Annotated in this window: 16 protein-coding genes; 8 read left to right on the top strand and 8 right to left on the bottom strand. The window is 63.8% G+C overall.

From position 1 onward, the window contains the following. Positions 1-119 precede the first annotated feature (119 nt). From AC0L3N_RS28770 to AC0L3N_RS28745, 6 genes are all read right to left on the bottom strand, one after another. Positions 120-890 carry an exodeoxyribonuclease III gene (locus tag AC0L3N_RS28770; RefSeq protein WP_473550899.1) on the bottom strand — a complete coding sequence of 257 codons (771 nt, stop codon included), beginning with the start codon at positions 888-890 and terminating at the stop codon, positions 120-122. Between the two features lie 9 nt (positions 891-899). After that, positions 900-1544 carry an alpha/beta hydrolase family protein gene (locus AC0L3N_RS28765; protein WP_473550898.1) on the bottom strand — a complete coding sequence of 215 codons (645 nt, stop codon included), beginning with the start codon at positions 1542-1544 and terminating at the stop codon, positions 900-902. A 183-nt stretch (positions 1545-1727) separates the two neighbouring features. Next, positions 1728-2822, bottom strand: a complete 1095-nt coding sequence (locus AC0L3N_RS28760; protein WP_473550896.1) for a tetratricopeptide repeat protein — start codon at positions 2820-2822, stop codon at positions 1728-1730. Continuing rightward, a complete protein-coding gene (ku, locus tag AC0L3N_RS28755) occupies positions 2819-3733 on the bottom strand; it encodes a non-homologous end joining protein Ku (RefSeq protein ID WP_473550895.1) in 915 nt (304 codons plus the stop codon). Before ku ends, AC0L3N_RS28760 begins: the two co-directional genes overlap by 4 nt. A gap of 89 nt (positions 3734-3822) precedes the next feature. After that, on the bottom strand, positions 3823-6306 hold the full coding sequence (gene ligD / locus AC0L3N_RS28750; RefSeq protein WP_473550894.1) for a DNA ligase D: 2484 nt from the start codon (positions 6304-6306) through the stop codon (positions 3823-3825). Positions 6307-6650: 344 nt separating this feature from the next. Beyond that, entirely contained in the window at positions 6651-6875 is a 225-nt protein-coding gene (locus AC0L3N_RS28745; RefSeq protein WP_029351283.1) for a hypothetical protein, read from the bottom strand. 263 nt (positions 6876-7138) lie between these two features. Here AC0L3N_RS28745 and AC0L3N_RS28740 point away from each other — a divergent pair, with 263 nt between their 5' ends. Beyond that, the gene (locus tag AC0L3N_RS28740; protein ID WP_473550892.1) at positions 7139-8692 is read left to right on the top strand and encodes a Fic family protein; all 1554 of its coding nucleotides are present in this window, start codon (positions 7139-7141) and stop codon (positions 8690-8692) included. Positions 8693-8971: 279 nt separating this feature from the next. Continuing rightward, positions 8972-9979 carry an aldo/keto reductase gene (locus AC0L3N_RS28735; protein WP_473550891.1) on the top strand — a complete coding sequence of 336 codons (1008 nt, stop codon included), beginning with the start codon at positions 8972-8974 and terminating at the stop codon, positions 9977-9979. A 7-nt stretch (positions 9980-9986) separates the two neighbouring features. Here AC0L3N_RS28735 and AC0L3N_RS28730 read toward each other — a convergent pair whose 3' ends face one another. After that, positions 9987-11426 (bottom strand): LuxR C-terminal-related transcriptional regulator, encoded by a 1440-nt coding sequence (locus AC0L3N_RS28730; protein WP_473550890.1) that lies wholly within the window; start codon positions 11424-11426, stop codon positions 9987-9989. A 233-nt stretch (positions 11427-11659) separates the two neighbouring features. On the opposite strand from AC0L3N_RS28730, the gene AC0L3N_RS28725 reads away from it, so the two are divergent. Together AC0L3N_RS28725 and AC0L3N_RS28720 are read left to right on the top strand one after the other, a co-directional pair. Continuing rightward, positions 11660-11866 (top strand): hypothetical protein, encoded by a 207-nt coding sequence (locus tag AC0L3N_RS28725; RefSeq protein WP_473488916.1) that lies wholly within the window; start codon positions 11660-11662, stop codon positions 11864-11866. 48 nt (positions 11867-11914) lie between these two features. Next, positions 11915-12796, top strand: a complete 882-nt coding sequence (locus AC0L3N_RS28720) for a DMT family transporter (RefSeq protein WP_473550888.1) — start codon at positions 11915-11917, stop codon at positions 12794-12796. A 57-nt stretch (positions 12797-12853) separates the two neighbouring features. Here AC0L3N_RS28720 and AC0L3N_RS28715 read toward each other — a convergent pair whose 3' ends face one another. Next, positions 12854-14281, bottom strand: coding sequence for a LuxR C-terminal-related transcriptional regulator (locus AC0L3N_RS28715; RefSeq protein WP_473550887.1), 1428 nt, complete (start codon positions 14279-14281; stop codon positions 12854-12856). Between the two features lie 246 nt (positions 14282-14527). On the opposite strand from AC0L3N_RS28715, the gene AC0L3N_RS28710 reads away from it, so the two are divergent. The 4 genes from AC0L3N_RS28710 to AC0L3N_RS28695 all read left to right on the top strand — a co-directional run bounded on the left by AC0L3N_RS28710 (position 14528) and on the right by AC0L3N_RS28695 (position 18281). Beyond that, positions 14528-15256, top strand: a complete 729-nt coding sequence (locus AC0L3N_RS28710; protein ID WP_473550886.1) for a gamma-glutamylcyclotransferase — start codon at positions 14528-14530, stop codon at positions 15254-15256. Beyond that, positions 15240-15455 (top strand): hypothetical protein, encoded by a 216-nt coding sequence (locus tag AC0L3N_RS28705; protein WP_473550884.1) that lies wholly within the window; start codon positions 15240-15242, stop codon positions 15453-15455. The genes AC0L3N_RS28710 and AC0L3N_RS28705 overlap by 17 nt, the downstream gene beginning before the upstream one ends. A gap of 64 nt (positions 15456-15519) precedes the next feature. Continuing rightward, positions 15520-17079 (top strand): winged helix-turn-helix domain-containing tetratricopeptide repeat protein, encoded by a 1560-nt coding sequence (locus tag AC0L3N_RS28700; RefSeq protein ID WP_473550883.1) that lies wholly within the window; start codon positions 15520-15522, stop codon positions 17077-17079. Positions 17080-17330: 251 nt separating this feature from the next. Then, entirely contained in the window at positions 17331-18281 is a 951-nt protein-coding gene (locus AC0L3N_RS28695) for a substrate-binding domain-containing protein (protein ID WP_473550882.1), read from the top strand. Positions 18282-18314: the final 33 nt, after the last annotated feature.

The raw sequence follows: 18314 nt of genomic DNA, 5'->3' as shown, positions 1-18314 counted from the left end.
ACGCCCGCAGACTGGTTCCTGGTTGAGAATGAGTTAGAGCAAAGGCTGGCGATCCTTCGCGCCCCCCTCTGCCCTGCCGGGCATCTCCCCCACAAGGGGGGAGATTGGCTCTCCACCCTTCACCGCAATTCCACCCACACAGGGGCATGGTCGCTGGCGCCGGTCTCGCCGCGCACGTCGCGGTCGATGCCTGCTGCGGCCAGCCGGCGCGCCAGCTTCCTCGACAGCAGTATATGATCGAGCCGCAGGCCGGCGTCGCGCGGCCAGCGGTTGCGGCGATAATCCCAGAATGTGTAGAGCGTCTCCTTCGGGTGCTTCTTGCGCAGTGCGTCGGTCCAGCCCTGGTCGAGCAGTGCTGCGAAGGCGGCGCGGCTTTCCGGCTGCACCAGCGCATTGTCGTCATAGGAGCGGGTTGGGTAGATGTCGCGCGGCTCGGGCACGATGTTGTAGTCGCCGGCCAGCACCACCGGCAGGCCGGTGTCGAACAGCTCCGCCGCATGCGCGTTTAGCCGTTGGTGCCAGGCAAGTTTGTACTGGAATTTCGGACCGGGCTGCGGGTTGCCGTTCGGCGCATAGAGGCAGGCGACGACGATGCCGCTAACCGCCGCCTCGATGTAGCGGGCCTGCTGGTCCACCTCGTCGCCGGGCAACGCCTCGCGGGTCAGAACGGGTTCTGAACCCCGCGCGAGTATGGCGACGCCGTTCCAGGTCGGCTGCCCCACCCACACCGCGCCATAGCCGGCCGCCGCGAGTGCTGTGCGCGGAAACTGCGTCTGCCTCGCCTTCAGCTCCTGCAAGCAGACGATGTCGGGCTTGGCGACAGTCAGCCAGGCGAGCAGGTTCTGCAGCCGGCCGTTGATGTTGTTGATGTTGAAGGTGGCGATCTTCATCGGCCTGCTTCAGCGCACGATGCGCTCGGTCCACGCCTTCACCGCATCAGTCATCGTCTTCAGATGATCGGCAGTGGAGAAGCCGGAGATGCTCTTGCGCGGCTTCAAATCGTGGTCGCCATCCTCCAGCCACCGCATTTCGATGGTGTCGGATAGATCGTAGGTCGCGACCTCGTCCCTGGTCCCGAATTCGTCGCGTGTGCCCTGGAAAATCAATGTCGGCGTCCTGAGATCGGCGAGGTGTTTTGTCCGAAGCTGCGTCGGTTTCCCCGGCGGATGGAAGGGGTAACCCAGACAAAGCAGCCCTGAAATCTCGCCCTTCGAAAACATCTCGTCGGCAATCATCGAGGCAACGCGGCCGCCCATCGACTTGCCGCCGATGATGAGCGGCCCCTTCACGCCCTTCGCCCTGAGGTCGGCGATCGCCTTGATGTATTCGGGGTTCACCGTCTCGGCCCGCGGCGGCGGCTTGCGGTGGCCGTAGCGGCGGGCCGCCATGTAGTGGAATTCAAAGCGCGCGACGCGGAAGCCGGCTTCGGCCAGCGCTTTTGCCGTGGCATTCATCGACGCCGAATCCATCGGCGCCCCGGCGCCATGGGCGAGAAGGATGGTGATGGGGGCGGTTTCGGGGCCGTCGAGGAGGAAGGTGGTCATGGGAACTCCAACGTTGACGACCCCTTCTCCCCTTGTGGGAGAAGGTGGCCGAGCGAAGCTCGGTCGGATGAGGGGTGTTGGACGGAGCGCCAACGCCTCATTTCTTCCAGCACCCCTCATCCGTCTCGGCGCTAACGCGCCAATCCACCTTCTCCCACAAGGGGAGAAGGGAGCGCCATCGCCTCACCCCGCCGACATCCGCGCCAGCTGCAGATCGATGAACTGAATACCCTTGGCCGCCATGCGCGCCCATTCGGAGCTGGCGTCGAGCTCGAGATAGCGCGCCCAGTTCCGCCGCGCCTCGGCGAGGTTGCCGGCGTCGAACTCCAGCCGTGCCAGGTTGAACACCGCATCGGCATAATTGGCATCGAGCGCGATCGCCTTTTGCAGATGCCGCCGCGCCGAGGCGTCGCGGCCCTCATCGCTCATCAGCCCGGCCAGATTGAACCAGGCCTCGACAAAGCCGGGGTCACACTTGATGGCGCGGGCATAGTCGTGCGCCGCCTCGGCCGCGCGTCCAGCGGCGCGCAGGCAGTTGGCGCGGTTGAAGGCGGCGATGGCGTCGCTCGGATCGATGGAAAGGCAGCGCTGGTAGAACGCCGCCGCCTGCTCGTGGCGTTCAGCCTCTTCCGCGGCTTCAGCGTCGGCGAACAATTCTTCCAGCGTGTCATCGTCAGGCGACCCCAGGTCGAACAGCAATTGGCCGTCGAGTTCGCTCTGGCCGCCCTCGAGATAGATCGCATCGGCGCGCCCATGCTGCGAGCCGACATTGAGCGACTTGGCGGTCAGCGAGGCGACCGGGCCGCAGCGGTGCACCGAGCGCGCGATCGCCCCCCATGACGCCCCGCCGGCAATCAGCCCGGCATATTTGCGGGCCAGGATCAGGTCGCGAAACGAATAGGGCTCGCAATCATGCTCGAAGGCATCGAAAAGCGACAACAGGTCGAGATCGGCGGCGGCAAGCCGCGACTGGTCAATGAGCGACTGCCTGGGCAGCGCCGAAGCCTCCGGCGCCGCCATCAGCCCGAGCAGGCGCAAAAAACCGTTTTCGCTGATCAGCTTTCGGCCGGTCGCGCGCTCGGCGGCGACGCGGCGCTCGATCTCGGCATCCCCGGCCTTGGCGAGATACAAGCGGCCGAACACGACATGGCTGGTGCGCCTGTTAACGCCGCGCCTCAATTGGCCGTGCTGGCGTTCGACCTCGCGCGCGGCCAGCCTGAGCGGGAACGCCGCCAGCGCGCCGATGGTGCCGAAGACGGTGCCGGCGAGAGCCGTCACGCCTTGCTCTTGCCGACGGCCTTCAGCAAATTGGCCTTAAGCGGATTTTCCTTGGCCGCGCCGGCGCCGGCCTTGGCGGATTTCGCCGCAGGCTTCGCCCCTTCATCGGCCTTGCTCTTGCTCTTGGCCGGCGGCTTGGCCGATTGCGACAGGCTGGCCTTCAGCGCATCCATCAGATTGATCACGTTGCCGCGCTCGGGGGCGGCGGCGATGATCGGCTTGTGACCCTTGAGCTTCTCGCGGATCATCGCCATCAGCGCGATCTCATAGCGGTCCTCATAGTTCTTCGGGTCGAAGGTGGTTTCCTTCTGCTTGATCAGCGCTTCGGCGAGCTGCAGCATTTCCGGGTCGGGCTTGCCGGCCGGGATATTGCCGAAATATTCAGCCGTGCCGCGCACTTCGTTCGGGTTCCTCAAGGTGCAGACGAACATGCCGTTCTTGCGAGCGCCGATCGTCACCACGCGCTCGCGGCTGGACAGCACCAGCCGCGCGATCGCCAGCTTGCCGGACTTGCGCATCGCTTCGCGCAGCACCGCGAAAGTCTCCTCGGCCATGGCGCCATCTGGCGCCAGGTAGTACGGCGCGTCCTGATAGATGACGTCGACCGAATGCTCGTCGACAAAGGCTTCGATATTCATCGTGTGGTTGGATTCGATGCGCACCGCCTCGAGGTCGGCATCGTCGATGATAATGTACTGCTTGTCCTCGTATTCGTAGCCCTTGACCAGATCCGAGCGCTCGACCAGCCCGAGTTCGGGATCGACCGGCTTCATGTTGATGCGGTTGTGGGTGTCCTTGTGCAGCTGGTTGAAGCTGATCCGCTCGCTCGCGCTCGTCGCCGGATAAAGCCGGACCGGACAGCTGACGAGACTGAGCTTGAGGTAACCTTTCCAACTTGCCCTGGGCGCCATGAAACTCTCCTACGCGGCCGTGCACTGTCGAACTTTTCGCAGCGCTTCGTCCAAAGGACGAACGACGCTGCGCAAAACCTACATCGCCCTCACAATACCGGCAAATCCCTAGCGAAATCTTCCATATCGGCCCAGGGATCGCCGGAGGTGGCCAGAAGGCCCGGCAGCGAAGAATAATTCAAATCTTCCGGAGCGTCGATGGATTCCAGATCGGACCAGCTCACCGGCGTCGAGGCCGGCAGGTTGGTGCGGGCGCGCAGCGAGTAAGGTGCGGCCGAGGTGTGGCCGCGCGCATTGCGGTGATAATCGATGAAGATGCGCCGCTTGCGGTTGTCCTTACCCATGGTGGTGGTGAAGGTGTCGGGCGCGGTGGCGGCCAACGCCGAGGAAATGGCGCTGGTCGCCTGGTGCAGCTTCTTCCAGTTCTGTTTTTGCGTCACCGGCACTGATATGTGGATGCCCTTGCCGCCCGAGGTTTTCGCGAACGGCACCAGCCCCAGAGCCTCGAGCTCGCCGCGGATATGCACTGCGGCTTCGACCACCTCGCGCCAGCTAACCCCCTCGCCGGGATCGAGGTCGAAGACGATCAGGTCGGGTTTGTCGAGCCGCGTGCGGTGGGTGCCCCAGGTGTGGAACTCGACGACGCCGAACTGCGCCAGCGCCAGATAGCCCTTGGCGTCCTCGACCGACAAATAGGATTTGGTCTCGCCCTCGGAATTGGTCGCCTCGAAGGTCGCCACCGATGACGGCATGCCGGTGAAGGCATGGCGCTGGAAGAAGCAGTCCTGCGGCTTGCCTGTCGGGCAGCGCACCAGCGACACCGGGCGGCCCAAAATATGCGGCAGCATGAAATCGCCGACCAGCGCATAGTAGACGGCGATATCGAGCTTGGTCGGTCCGGTCTTGCCGAACAGCCGCCGTGTCGGATTGGTCACCCAGATCGTGGCGAGGTCGGCTTCGGCGATCAGCCGCTTGCGCTTGGCCGACACCGGCGTCGACAGGCCGACGTCGCGCAGTCCGCGGAACACCGCATGGCGCAGCGCATTATCGGCAGTCCGGTTGGCATAGTGGATATGGGCCGAAAGCAACGGCCGCACCCAGTTCATCTCGCGCATGATCTCGCGCGGAACCCCTTCGGGTTCAGAAGCGCCGGCCCGCAAGGGCTTGAGCCGGGCCAGCAGGTCGGCGGCGGTGGCGGCATCGAAGCCGGTGCCGACCTTGCCGCGATAGTGCAGTTCGCCATCCTCGAATTCGGCGAGGCCGAGTGCGGCCAGTCCCTCGGCTGCAGCGGAGACGGTGTAGCCGGCGATGACGAAGTCGCCGTTCTTCAGCGCCTTGATCTTGGTCCAGGTCTTGGTGCGGCCGCTCTGGTAGATTGCCGTGGCGCGCTTGGAGACGACGCCTTCCAGTCCCATCTCGGAAGCCTGGTCGTAGAGCGCCTGGCCATCGCCTTCGACGTGGTCCGAGAACTGGATGGCGGAGTTGGCGCCCAGCCCGGACAGCAATTGCGACAGCAGCGCCTTGCGCCGGCCGAGCGGCGCTTTTCTCAGGTCCCAGCCGTCGAGATGCAAGAGATCGAAGGCGTAAAAGTGGAGCTTGTTGCCGGCGCCTTCGGCCAGCGCGTCCTGCAAAAGAGCGAAGCGGCTGATGCCCTTGGCGTCGAGCACGACGATCTCGCCGTCGATGACAGCCTCACGGCATGGCAGCCGGGCGAAGGCATGCGGCAGGTCGCCATAGCGCCTGGTCCAGTCGAGGCCGGCGCGGGTGATCAGCTTGACCACGCCGTCAGCCAGATGCGCCATGGTGCGGTAGCCGTCGAACTTGATCTCGTGCAGCCAGATTTCGCCCGTGCGGCTCGCGGGGTCATCGCCGCCCGGCGGCTTCGGAACCTGCGTCGCCAGTTGCGGCTCGATGCGGGTGGGCGGCGGCGCCCTGATCGCACCCGGCAAAGCGCCAGGCTTCAGCACGACGGGTTTCGCAGGTTTGGGGACTGGCTTCGGCGCTTCGACCAGTTCCTCGATGCGCCGTCCCGATTTGACGCTTTCCGGCCGCTCGGCAAGGATGTCGAGCGCTGGATCGGCGGCGAGATCGCGCTCCTTGAACAGCAGCCAGTTTTTCTTCTCGTCGTCGCCGGGCTTGGCCTTTAGCCTGGTCAGCATCCAGCCGCCATTCAGCTTCTCGCCGGCGAGACGGAACTTGAAGGAACCGGTGCGCAGGCTCTTTTCGACGTCGTCCATCGGCGCCCAGACGCCAGTGTCCCAGACGATCATCGGCCCGCCGCCATATTCGCCCTCCGGAATGACCCCCTCGAAGTCGATATATTCGAGCGGGTGGTCCTCGGTCTCGACCGCCAGCCGCTTGTCGGCCGGGTTGAGCGATGGACCGCGAGGCACCGCCCAGCTCTTCAGCACGTCGCCGACTTGCAGGCGAAGGTCGTAGTGGTCGGCAGTGGCGTGATGCTTGTGCACGACGAAGCGGTTGCCTTCTCCGGCAACCGGCCCGCCGACGGGTTCCGGTGTCTTGCTGAATTCGCGCTTGGCGCGATAGGCCTTGAGTTTTGAAGGAGGTGGCATGTCAAAGACCGAAGCGCACGGCAGCCAGGAACCAGCGTCTCATTCCTTCGCGCCCCCCTCTGTCCTGCCGGACATCTCCCCCCACATGGGGGGAGATCGGATGTCGCGACGCTTTCGCCAATCTCCGACGTTGCAAAGAGGGTGCCCACAGTGACACTGCCAATCTCCCCCCTCGTGGGGGAGATGCCAAGTGGTGGCAAAGAGGGCAGGACAGAGGCGGGCGCTGTCCCGCCAGCATCAAAATTCCATCGCAGCGGCGCTCACAGGTCACGACATGGATCCCAAGGTCTCCGCGACGTCGCTTCGCTCCTGCTCCGCCCTGGGATGACGAGAGGTCACACAGCTCAATCGTCGGTGGCCGGCGTCAATTCGAGCTCGGCCGGCGACAGACCCTGCTGGAGCTGGCTCAGCCGGAATTCGTCGACCCAGTAGGCCTCGCCATCGACGAGGACGCGCGCTTTGTAGGCGCCGGCGGAAAAGCTCTGTGCGGTGATATAGACCTTGTGGCGGTCGAGCGCCTTGCGCACCGCGGCACGCTTGGAATTCTGGCTGGTGACGGAACTGGCCATGGACTCGCTCATACACACGCCGCCGCAGGAAAAGGCGGCTAGCATAAGGATGGCCGAGACAGACGGTTGTGTCAATTTCGCGCATGATCGGATGGCGAGACGAATAATCTACTGTGATTGAGGGCCGGGCATTGATCTGATCAGGCAATTTCTTCTCATATTTCACGAAATCTAATTCATGGGATCAATTTTCATATGATAGTATCATTTTTCACAGAATGTGCATCTGCGGCTTAACTTTTCAGACCCGAGACCCAAATTTTATGATCGAACGGAGTGAGCATCGATTTTCAGGTCCAGTCACCGTTTTTCAGGACATGCGCCTTCCTGAAACGGCAACCCCGGCCGGGTACAGCGCGTTGATTGACGCTTACAAGCTCGCTGTCCCGCTGCCCCGCATGCTTTCCGCGACCGGCGAGCATCACCGTATCATCGAGAAGGACGGCTGGCGCATCATGACACCGCGCCACGCCCCCCATCCGACACTCGAAGGCCATCTTACTTTCGCTCTGAAATATGAGGGCCTTGACCTCGCTGTCCTCAAGCGGCTGTTCCTGGAGACAGGTCCCGCCGCCATTGAAGCGCTCGTGCGCAAAAGTCCGACCGGCAGTTACGCCCGCCGCATCTGGTTCCTCTATGAGTGGCTGAAGGGTACCCGACTGGATCTCCCCGACGCGACCGCCGGACGCTACGTCCCGGTCGTCGACCCCGGGCTGCAGTGGGCAGCGCAGGAGAAGACCGCTCCACGCCACCGCGTGAAAGACAATTTGCCTGGAACGCCGGATTTCTGTCCGCTGGTGTTTCGCACCGAGGTTCTCGATCAATTCATTGGCCTCGACCTGCCCAGGCGTGCGCAAGACATCATTGCAGACGTGTCGCGCGATCTTCTAGCAAGGACCGCAGCGTTCCTCCTGCTCAAGGACTCGCGGTCCAGCTACGCGATCGAGGGTGAGCGGCCGCCGCAGGACCGCATTCAGCGCTGGGGCCGCGCCATTGGCGAGGCCGGCCGTCAGCCGCTCGATCGCGATGAGTTGCTGCGCCTGCAAAGGATCGTGCTCGGCGACGCCCGTTTCGTGAAGCTCGGCTTCCGGCAGGAGGGCGGTTTCATCGGCGAGCATGATCGCGACAACCGCATGCCACTGCCCGATCACATCAGCGCCCGGCCCGAAGACTTGGCATCGCTGATCGATGGAATGGTTGCATTCGACCACGGTCCGGCCCAAGGCATCGATGCGGTGATCGCCGCCGCGATCCTCGCCTTCGGCTTTGTCTATATCCACCCGTTCGAAGACGGGAACGGCCGCATTCATCGCTACCTGATCCACCACGTCCTCGCCGCGCGCGGTTTCAACCCGCCTGGCGTCGTATTTCCCGTCTCCGCCGCGATACTTGAACAAATCGACGAGTACCGGCGGGTGCTCAAGAGCTATTCGCAGCGCCTGCTACCACTGGTCGAATGGGAGCCGACGCCGCAATTCAACGTCCGTGTCCTGAACGACACCGGCGATTATTATCGGTTCTTTGACGCAACACCGCACGCCGAATTTCTCTATGCCTGCGTCCAGAGAACGATCGAGCAGGACCTTCCCAACGAAACCGAGTTCCTGCGCCGCTACGATCAATTCCGGCAGCAGGTCGATGCCTTCATCGACATGCCGGAGCGGCTGATCGATCTCCTCTTCCACTTCCTGAAACAAAATGGCGGGCGCCTGTCGAATCGCGCCCGGGAAAAGGAGTTCGCCGCGCTGACCGATGGAGAGGCCGAACGAATCGAGGCGATCTACAGGCAGGTCTTTAGCAACGCTCGCGAGAGGTGAATGGTGAATGGTGAATGGTGAATGGTGAATGGTGAAGATTGCACACAAGACGTGACGAAATCACAGCTCACTATCACCAATCACCAATCACTAATCGCTTCTCACCATTCACCATTCACTATTCACTATTCACTATTCACTCCTCCTCCTCCGACGCTCACGCGATCGTGCGGCCGGCCCAGAGCTGAGCGACTGTGGAAACCGAGCGAGCGCTCTATATGGTCCTGAGGCAATAGTCCTGACGCACATGAACCCTGACATTGTCCGGAGATCTCATCCATGACCTTGAGCACACGCAAGCTGGGCAGCCAAGGGCTGCAGGTATCGGTGATCGGCCTCGGCTGCATGGGCATGAGCCAGTCCTACGGCCCGGCCGACGAGGCGGAATCGATCGCCACACTGCATCGCGCCATCGAGCTCGGCTGCACCTTCCTCGATACGGCGGAAGTCTATGGCCCGCACACCAATGAGGAACTGCTCGGCCGCGCGCTGAAGGGCCGGCGCGACGAGGTGACGATCGCCACCAAATTCGGCTTCCGTATCGAAAACGGCAAGCAGATCGGCACTGACCGCAACAGCCGGCCCGAGCATATCCGTGAGGCGGTGGACGGCTCGCTCGGCCGGCTCGCCACCGACCATATCGACCTGCTCTACCAGCACCGCGTCGACCCGGCGGTGCCGATCGAGGACGTGGCGGGTGCTGTCAGCAAACTAATCACTGATGGCAAGGTGCGCTTCTTCGGCCTGTCGGAGGCGGGTGCGGCCAACATCGGCCGGGCGCATGCCGTGCAACCGGTGTCGGCGGTGCAGAGCGAATATTCGCTGTGGGAACGCAATCTGGAGCCGGAGATCATCCCGCTGCTCAGCGAACTCGACATTGGCCTGGTGCCGTTCGCGCCGCTTGGCCGCGGCTTTCTCACCGGCGACGTCAAGCGCGCCGAGGACTATCCGGAAGGCGACTTCCGGCGCGGCGACCCGCGCTACCAGGGCGCCAACTACGACGCCAATGTGCAGGCCGCCGGGATTGTCCGCGACATCGCGGCGGCCAAGGGCGTCAAGCCCGGCCAGATCGCGCTGGCCTGGCTGCTGCACAAGGGCAGCGACTTCGGCATCGACATCGTGCCGATCCCCGGCACCAAGCGCAGAAAATACCTCGAGGAGAATGTCGCTGCCGCGGCGATCGAGCTCGACGCCGACGCAATGCATGCGCTCGACGACGCGCTGGCGCCGGGCAAGGTCGCGGGTGAGCGCTACAACGAGCGCGTCATGGTGACGATCGACCGGTAGATGGCATCTACGGCAGCTTCGCCAGCTCGGCAGCGTGGCGGATGACAAGCAACGCGTCCCGGTTGGTCACCGGATAGCCTGCGATGAAGCGTTCGACCGAAAAGGCTGGAAATTCGGCTCTCAAGCGGGCCGCGGCGCGCGCCGCCTCGCCGGCCTCGCCCATGGCCGCATGCGAGAGCGCCAGGAACATCAGCACGTCCGGCGACTCCGGCGAACTCCTGCGGAGCGCCGCAATGGCTTGCCCGTGTCTGCCGGCGACGAACAGCATGCGGCCTTGCATGCCGAAATACCAGGGCGGGGCCAACGGATTGAGGCGCATGGCACGCTCGATGAGCGGAATCGCCTCGCCCGGATCGCCGACGACAAGCGCCTTGCTGCCGGCCAGCAGCGCCAGTATGCCGGCGTGATTGCAGCCGTATTCGAAGGCGCGCCGATGCGCGCGCTCCGCTCCTTCGAGATCACCAAGACATGCCCTGACATTGCCAAGGCATGCGTGGGCGCAGCTGTCCGTCGGGTCGAGGCGCAAGGCGTTTTCGGCCGCCGCCCGCCAGTTCTCGATCGACGTCAGCAGGTCGTTACCGAAGCCGTTGCAGGCCTCGACCGAATAGGCATAGGCGAGCTCGGCCCAGCAGTTGGCGAAGGTAGGATCAAGCTCCAGCGCGCGTGAAAACAAGCGGATCGCCTCGACATTTCCGGCGCGGCTGAACGTAGTGTGCTGTTCGAGGGCAAGCAGATAAAAATCATAGGCCCGCAGGCTGGCCGGCGGCTTGCGGCGAACCGCATTGCGGCCGACCGTGGCCAGCGTTCCGTAACTGCCGGCGAACACATTGATGATGCTTTCGGTCAGGCTGTCCTGCAGCGCGAAAATGTCCTCGACCGGGCGGTCGTAGCGCTCCCTCCACAGGCTGACGCCGCTACGGGCATCGGCAAGCTCTATCGTCAAGCGAATCCTCTGGTCGTCCGCGCGCAACTGGCCCGACACAATATAGGTAGCGCCAAGCGCCTTGCCGTCCGCCTCGAAGTCGGCCGGCTTGCTGCCCAGCGATTTCATCGTGTGGAAGGCGATGACAGGCAAGCCCGCGTATCGTGCCAGGTCGATGGTGATGTCCGACGACAGACCGTCGGCAAAGCGGCGCCAACGCTCTTCCGAATTCAGGCATTCGATCGGAAATATGGCGAGCACCGGCGGAGCGTCCGACGGGGGTGACAGCCCGTCCGGCCGAGCGCCGGAAGCGCCGGCAAAATACGCCGCGAGCCCGATCTTGGTGCGCACGCCAAGTTTTTCGTAGATGGCCGCAAGGTGGGTGCGAACAGTGGTCGGGGCAATGAAAAGTGCATTGCCGATTTCGCGATAGGTCATGCCGGTTGCGAATTTTTCCGCGACCGCGCGCTCGCGACCCGACAAGGCATCGAGCGCCTGCGCTTTCGAAGCGTCGTTGAACGTCATGGTGGGACCCGTCCCCAGCGGAAGAATACCACAAATGCAGGAGGCCGAATACTGCATCTGCCCGATCCCGCCGCAGGCGCACAAATTGCAAGCTCGCTTGCGGCAACAAGCTGCTATCAGGGGAGGTTTCCATGCGTCCTGTTTCGATAATGCTGGCATGCACGATCTTGAGTCTTTCCGCCGTCCACTCGCCGTTGTTCGCAAGAGGATGCAGGCAGGTGCTGGAATCGGATGTGAAAATCACGAGCATGCGCGTCTATGCCGACGTTCTGGCCAACGCCGCCCGCAACGGCTGGGACTACACGCCTGAATCGATCGTCAGCGGCTCAAAGCGGCATTTCGAGGAGATGAAGCTCCAGTTGAACGACGCCGGCTATGAGATCGTGCCCGTCGGCGTCCGCCCTTATTGCAAACGGTGGGACAAGCTCGCCGCCCGCTAGCAACCAGCGATCCGCCCTTTGCGGCGCAAGCTTTGTCGAGACATCGATATGTCGAAGGTGCAGGCCAACTGTCTGCTTCTGCTTGCTGCTGCCTTTTGGGGCTTCGGTAATGTTGCGCAGAAGACGGTGCTGGATCATCTCGATCCGCTCAGCGCCGTGGGCATGCGCTGCCTGATCGCGGGGCTCATGGTCGCGCCGCTGACGATGCTCGAATGGGGAAGGAAATCCGGGCCCGGCTACTGGATGAGCCTCACCAAAGTCAGCGTTCTGTTTTCAATTTCGATCATCATCCAGCAGGTCTCCTATCTCGACACCTCGGTTACCAATGCGAGCTTCCTGGTGAGCACCGCAACGGTGATGACACCGCTCGCCGCCTGGTTGCTGATTGGCGAGCGCCCGACTGCTGTTGGCGGGCTTGCGGCTGCCATGACAGTGGTCGGTGTCCTGCTGCTGTCCGGAGGCTTGACCACCAGCTTCAGCCAGGGCGATCTCGCTGCGATACTTTCGGCCGCGTGCTACGCGCTTTGGATGGTGGAGCTTGGTCGCCACATGCAGACCCACGGCGCGCCGGTCGCGGCGGCTGCCGCGCAATTTCTCGGCGCCGCCGTGCTCACCCTGCCGCTCGGCGCCCTCCAGGGTAATCTGTCGCTGGCCGCCATCAGCGATGCAGGCCCGGAACTCGCCGTGCTCGGCATCTTCTCGACCGGGGCCGCCTTCGGCATCCAGACGGTCGCTCAACGCTTCACATCCGCCAGCCATGCCGCGGTGATCGTCAGCGCGGAGAGCGTGTTCGGAGCGATTGGCGCTGCCATATTTTTGGGCGAGCGGCTGTCGCCGACCGCAGCAGTCGGTGCTGCGGTCGTATTTGGATCAATCACCTTGCTGTCGCTGACGACCGACAAAATCAGCAAGCCGGCGGTGGCAGATTGAGAGATTGTCGGGGCAGATGCGCGGTTGCGGACGCCTCGGCTTCAAGATCAAGGGGCCTCAGCCGAGCCTTGCCAGCTTTGCGGCGTCGCGTATGGCCTGCACGGCATCCGGGTTTGTCACGGGATAGGCTGAGATGAAGCGTTCGACCGAAAAGTCCGGGAATTCAGCGTTCAAGCGGGCTGCAATCCTGGCCGCCTCGCCGGTCTCGCTCTGTGCCGCATGCGCGAGCGCCAAAAACATCAGCACGTTCGGAGAATCCGGCGAACCTCTGCGGAGCGCCGCGACAGCTTCCCGATGCCTGCCGGCGGCAAACAGGATGCGGCCCTGCATGCCGAAATACCAGCGCGGGGCCAGCGGATTGAGGCGCATGGCGCGCTCGATGAGCGGGATCGCCTCGGCCGGATCGCCGGCGACAAGGGCCTTGCTGCCGGCCAGCAGCGCCAGCGTGTCGGCGTGGTTGAAGCCGCATTCGAAGCCACGCTGATACGCGCGCTCTGCCCCCTCAAAGTCGCCGAGACATCCCTTGAGATCGCCAAGGCAGGTGTGGGCGGCGCTGTCCGTCGGGTCGAGCCGCAAGGCGTTTTCGACCGCCGTCCTCCAGTTCTCGATCGAGCCCGGCACATCGTCGCCAAAGCCATTGCAGGCCTCGATGGAATAGGCATAGGCAAGCTCGGTCCAGGCCCTGACCAGAGTTGGGTCAAGCTCGAGCGCGCGTGAAAACAGGCGGATTGCCTCCGCATTGCCGGCGCGGCTGAACGTGTTGTGCTGTTCGACGCCAAGCAGATAAAAGTCGTAGGCCCGCAAGCTGGCCGGCGGCTTGCGGCGAACCGCATTGCGGCCGACCGTGGCCAGCGTTCCGTAACTGCCGGCCAGCACATTGATGACGTTCTCGGTCAGGCTGTCCTGCAGCGCGAAAATGTCCTCGACCGGGCGGTCGTAGCGCTCGCTCCACAGGCTGACGCCGCTACGGGCATCGGCAAGCTCTATCGTCAAACGAACCCTCTGGTCGTCTGCGCGCAACTGGCCCGACACAATATAGGTAGCGCCAAGCGCCTTGCCGTCCGCCTCGAAGTCGGCCGGCTTGCTGCCCAGCGATTTCATCGTGTGGAAGGCGATGACAGGCAAGCCCGCGTATCGTGCCAGGTCGATGGTGATGTCCGACGACAGACCGTCGGCAAAGCGGCGCCAACGCTCTTCCGAATTCAGGCATTCGATCGGAAATATGGCGAGCACCGGCGGAGCGTCCGACGGGGGTGATAGCCCGTCCGGCCGAGCGCCGGAGGCACCGGCAAAATGCGCTGCGAGGGCGACCTTGTTGCGGACGCCAAGCTTGTCGTAGATCGAGGCGAGATGGGTACGCACGGTCGACGGAGCGATGAACAGCGCCTCGCCGATCTCGCGATAGGTCAGGCCGGCGGCAAATTTCTCCGCCACCGCGCGCTCGCGGTCGGATAGAGCCGGCGAAGACGCCGCAATGCGGTTCATGGCAAATTTCCTGCTACTGGACGGAGAGATGGGTTCAACTGCTGTCGACGCAGAATACTACAAATGGAGAACCTAAACACCGCATCTGACCGATTGTGATGTCGCGCTTCGAAGCCGAAAGCTTCTCGCACGCCCCTGCGACCAGCCGCCGCGGCTCCATTCGATTTCAGCACAACATCAGCATCCGTTCAGGACGCGGACGCCATGTCGCGGCGATGCTCCCGGGAGACAAACCGATGAGCGGCCATGACAATTGCCCTGACAGAAGACCTCCTCGCCAGGATCGATCGCAAGATCGAAGACGCCGGCCCGGCGCCTGGACTGCGCAATCTGGAGGATCGCGACTATGCCGACATTCGCAAGCAACTGCTTGCGGGACGCCCGCGTGACGTTTGGGTGTTCGCCTATGGCTCTCTGCTGTGGAACCCATGCTTCGAATTCGTCGAGGAGCGACCGGCGACCGTCCATGGCTGGCATCGGCGATTTTCGCTGTGGCTGACCCGCTGGCGCGGCACGCGCGAGCGGCCTGGCCTGATGCTTGTGCTCGACCGTGGCGGCAGCTGCCGCGGTGTCGTCTACCGCCTCCCCGACCGTGACGTCGAGACAGCGATCGACCGGCTGCTGCGCCGGGAGATGAGTGCCAACCCGCCGACCAACATTCCGCGCTGGGTTTCGGTTCGAGGCGCGGGTGGGAATTTGCGGGCCATCGCCTTTGTCGCCGACCGGAGTGGCCCCGCCTATGCCGCAGGCCTGCCCGAGCAGACCACGGTGGAGATCCTGTCGCTCGCTGCCGGCCACATCGGAAGCTGCGCCGACTATCTGCGCCGCACCGTCATTCAGCTTGAAGCCCGCAACATCCGCGACGCGACGCTATGGCGGCTGCAGGGCAAGGTCGCCGCCTACCTCAGATCATTGCAATCCGGCACGCCCTTGCCGGCACCAACCGTGGAGATCGATTATGCATGCGAAGGCTGAAGGACCATTCCTCTCGTCGGTTTTGGCACGGGAAGCCGTGCACCGGATCCTGTCGACGGGCAACGTTGAATTCTGTGGCGGCGAAACGGCTCAGATGCTGCACTATCTCGACCTGCTGACGCAGAGTGAGACAGCCATGATCCCTGCCACAACGCGGCCGCGCCTGTGGCAGCGCCTCTCCGGCATCTTTCGGGCTTGACCTTTAGCGGCTTATGCGGCTCCGATGATCGTTGCGCAATCAGGCGCAGCGGTGGTGCAGGAGCTTGGCACACCAGGTCGGCAGCTCGGTTCTCGATCTCGACCGCGGCACATTGCGGCGTGACGGCGAGATCGTGCCGGTGCGGCCAAAGACCTTCGATCTGCTGGCCTTCCTGGTGCGCAATCCCGGCCGAGTGCTGAGCAAGGACGAACTGTTCCAGGCGGTCTGGCCCAACACCATCGTGACAGAGGATTCGCTCACGCAATGCGTTCGCGATGTGCGCAAATGCATAGGCGACGAGACGCAGTCGCTGGTTCGCACCGTGCCCCGGCGCGGCTACATGTTCCACGCTGCCGACGACAGCCTGTCCGCTTCGCTGCCGCCGGCCAGCGCTGCCGTTCAGATTGAACGAGCGCCCGAGCCGATGGTCGCCATCCTGCCGTTTCGCGTTAATATTGACGACGCGACGGCAAAGCCGCTCTTCGACGGCGCGGTCGAGGAGATCATCAACGCGCTTTCCTACTTTAAGACCATCGCGGTGCTGGCGCGCCATTCGGCCTTCGCGCTTGCCGAACATTCCGACCAGGACATCTGGGCGACCGCTGAGCGTCTCGGCGCCGACTATGTTGCGGAAGGCAGCGTCGAGAGCGCTGAGGATGGTTACAGCACGCACGTCGTGCTGTCCGAGACAGCGTCCGGCCGGCGCATCTGGGCGCAGGCATTTTCGTTCAGGACCAGCGATATCTTCGTCTTTCAAAGGATGGTGGCGCAACGGATCGCGACCGCGCTGGTCGCCAACATCGAGAGCGCGGCGATGCGGCGCATGTCCCCCGCGCCCGCCGCCAACATCGGAGCCTACGTCCATATCTTGCGCGGCATCGCGCTGCTGCGCAGCTATGGCGAGGGCGTCAACCAGCAGGCCCGCGAACACCTGCTGAAGGCGCTCGAACGCGATCCGGATTCGGGGCTCGCTCACGCCTATCTCGCCTTGGCGGACACGATCATAGGCGGCTATGGCGGCGCGCCTCGCGCCTTGCTCGATCAGGCGCGAGACCGGGCCTTGCATGCCACTGCACTCAGCCCGGACGAGGCACGTTGCCACCGCATCCTGGCCTTGATCCTTCTCTACCTGGCCGAATTCGACGCCGCCGCACGCCATTTCGCGCGCGCATTGGATCTGAACCCCTATGATGCCGACACGTTGGCCCAGACGGGCTTTTTCGAGGTGATACGCGGCCATGGCGAGGCCGGTCTGGTGCTGCTGGACCAGGCGATCCAACTCAATCCGATGCATCCCGCCTGGTATTATTACGACCGGGGTGAGGCCCTGCTTGTCCTTGGTCGCTACCCGGAAGCGGTGGCGTCTTTTTCCTGCCTTCCGCGAAAGAGTGCCTGGCAATGGGCGCGGCTGGCGGCTTGTCACGCGCTTGACGGCAATATCGACAAGGCAAGGGCCTGCGCTAGGGAAGGCCGCCGCCTAAACCCCGGCCTGACCGTACAGGCAATCATGGCGGACCTTCACATGATGCGCTTGGAAGATCGGGAGCGGATACGATCCGGTCTCGCGCTGGCCGGATGGGATGAAGCGCAAACGCCAGAAGCGCCATTGCCGACAACACTATGAGCAGCACCGGCGGCGTTGGGCGCATGACGCGGCTATGAGTCGAATCCTGCCGTTCTTGCGCAAACCTCCGGCCTTGGCTAGCATCCGCCCGCCGGCGCCGAGCGGAGGAGAACGTCGCGGTGGACCGGCTGGAGCGCCGTTGCGTCCCCTTGGGCGCTCAAAGGACACTCCATTTTGAATCGACGCAGGAACCTGGCGGAGATCCATTCCGGTTTTCGGGGTCATGCGCTCATGTGGAGGAGACCAAATTGATGAACAGACGTGAATTCCTGCTGTCGTCCGTGGCGATGGGCACATTGGCGCTGGCCGCTCCGCAACTGGCTTTCGCTCAGGACAAGCTGACCATCCTAGGTTCGGTGCCGAGCCTCGGCTTTCCGTTCTTCGTTCACATGCTGAACCAGATCAAGGCGGAGGCGCAGGCGCAAGGCGTCAACCTGACCGAGAGCGACGGCCAGAATTCGGCGCCAAAGCAGACCGCCGATATCGAGGCGGCGCTTGTGCAGAAGGTCGACGCCATCGTCATCTCGCCGCTCGACGTCAACGCGCTGGCGCCGGCCATCGAGCAAGCGGTCCAGGCCGGCATTCCCGTCGTCACCATCGACCGCCGCGTCGACGGCGTCGAAGGCATCCTCGCCCATGTCGGCGCCGACAATGTCAAGGGCGGCGAGGCCGAGGCGCAGGCCATGGTGGCGGCGTTCCCGAACGGTGCCAAGATCTTCCATTTGCAGGGCCAGCCCGGCGCCGGCCCGGCGATCGACCGCAACAAGGGCGTGCACAACGTGCTCGATCCGCTGAAGGACAAATACCAGATCGTCTTCGAGCAGACCGCCAACTTCGCCCGCGCCGAGGCGCTGTCCGTCACCGAGGCCGGCCTTGCCGCCAACGGCAAGCCCGACGCGATCATCTGCGCCAATGACGACATGGCGCTTGGCGCGGTAGAAGCCTGCGCGGCGCGCAACTTCACCGACGTCAAGATCTACGGCTTCGATGCGCTACCCGAAGCGCTGGTCGCCGTGCGCGACGGCAAGCTGGCCGGCACGGTCGAACAGTTCCCCGGCGAGCAGTCGCGCACCGCGGTGCAGATCGCCGTCGCCTACGCCAAGGACAAGACCGAGCCGAAGGAAAAGCTCGTCCTGCTGACGCCGATCGTCATCGGCAAGGACAATCTCGACAAGGCGGAAAGGCTGGGCGAGACGAAGTAGGGCGACGACAGGTCGCCAATTGGCAAGGCTGGC

This window comes from Mesorhizobium sp. WSM4807, from assembly GCF_055811615.1.
The sequence above is the reverse complement of the archived record's forward strand: the minus strand, read 5'-3'. Positions and strand labels throughout refer to the sequence as shown.

Coding starts and splice junctions, on each gene's coding strand:
- AC0L3N_RS28770 (WP_473550899.1), bottom strand. CDS start 890: ATGAAGATCGCCACCTTCAACATCAACAACATCAACGGCCGGCTGCAG.
- AC0L3N_RS28765 (WP_473550898.1), bottom strand. CDS start 1,544: ATGACCACCTTCCTCCTCGACGGCCCCGAAACCGCCCCCATCACCATC.
- AC0L3N_RS28695 (WP_473550882.1), top strand. CDS start 17,331: ATGAACAGACGTGAATTCCTGCTGTCGTCCGTGGCGATGGGCACATTG.
- AC0L3N_RS28705 (WP_473550884.1), top strand. CDS start 15,240: ATGCATGCGAAGGCTGAAGGACCATTCCTCTCGTCGGTTTTGGCACGG.
- AC0L3N_RS28745 (WP_029351283.1), bottom strand. CDS start 6,875: ATGGCCAGTTCCGTCACCAGCCAGAATTCCAAGCGTGCCGCGGTGCGC.
- ligD (WP_473550894.1), bottom strand. CDS start 6,306: ATGCCACCTCCTTCAAAACTCAAGGCCTATCGCGCCAAGCGCGAATTC.
- AC0L3N_RS28720 (WP_473550888.1), top strand. CDS start 11,915: ATGTCGAAGGTGCAGGCCAACTGTCTGCTTCTGCTTGCTGCTGCCTTT.
- ku (WP_473550895.1), bottom strand. CDS start 3,733: ATGGCGCCCAGGGCAAGTTGGAAAGGTTACCTCAAGCTCAGTCTCGTC.
- AC0L3N_RS28710 (WP_473550886.1), top strand. CDS start 14,528: ATGACAATTGCCCTGACAGAAGACCTCCTCGCCAGGATCGATCGCAAG.
- AC0L3N_RS28735 (WP_473550891.1), top strand. CDS start 8,972: ATGACCTTGAGCACACGCAAGCTGGGCAGCCAAGGGCTGCAGGTATCG.
- AC0L3N_RS28740 (WP_473550892.1), top strand. CDS start 7,139: ATGATCGAACGGAGTGAGCATCGATTTTCAGGTCCAGTCACCGTTTTT.
- AC0L3N_RS28715 (WP_473550887.1), bottom strand. CDS start 14,281: ATGAACCGCATTGCGGCGTCTTCGCCGGCTCTATCCGACCGCGAGCGC.
- AC0L3N_RS28730 (WP_473550890.1), bottom strand. CDS start 11,426: ATGACGTTCAACGACGCTTCGAAAGCGCAGGCGCTCGATGCCTTGTCG.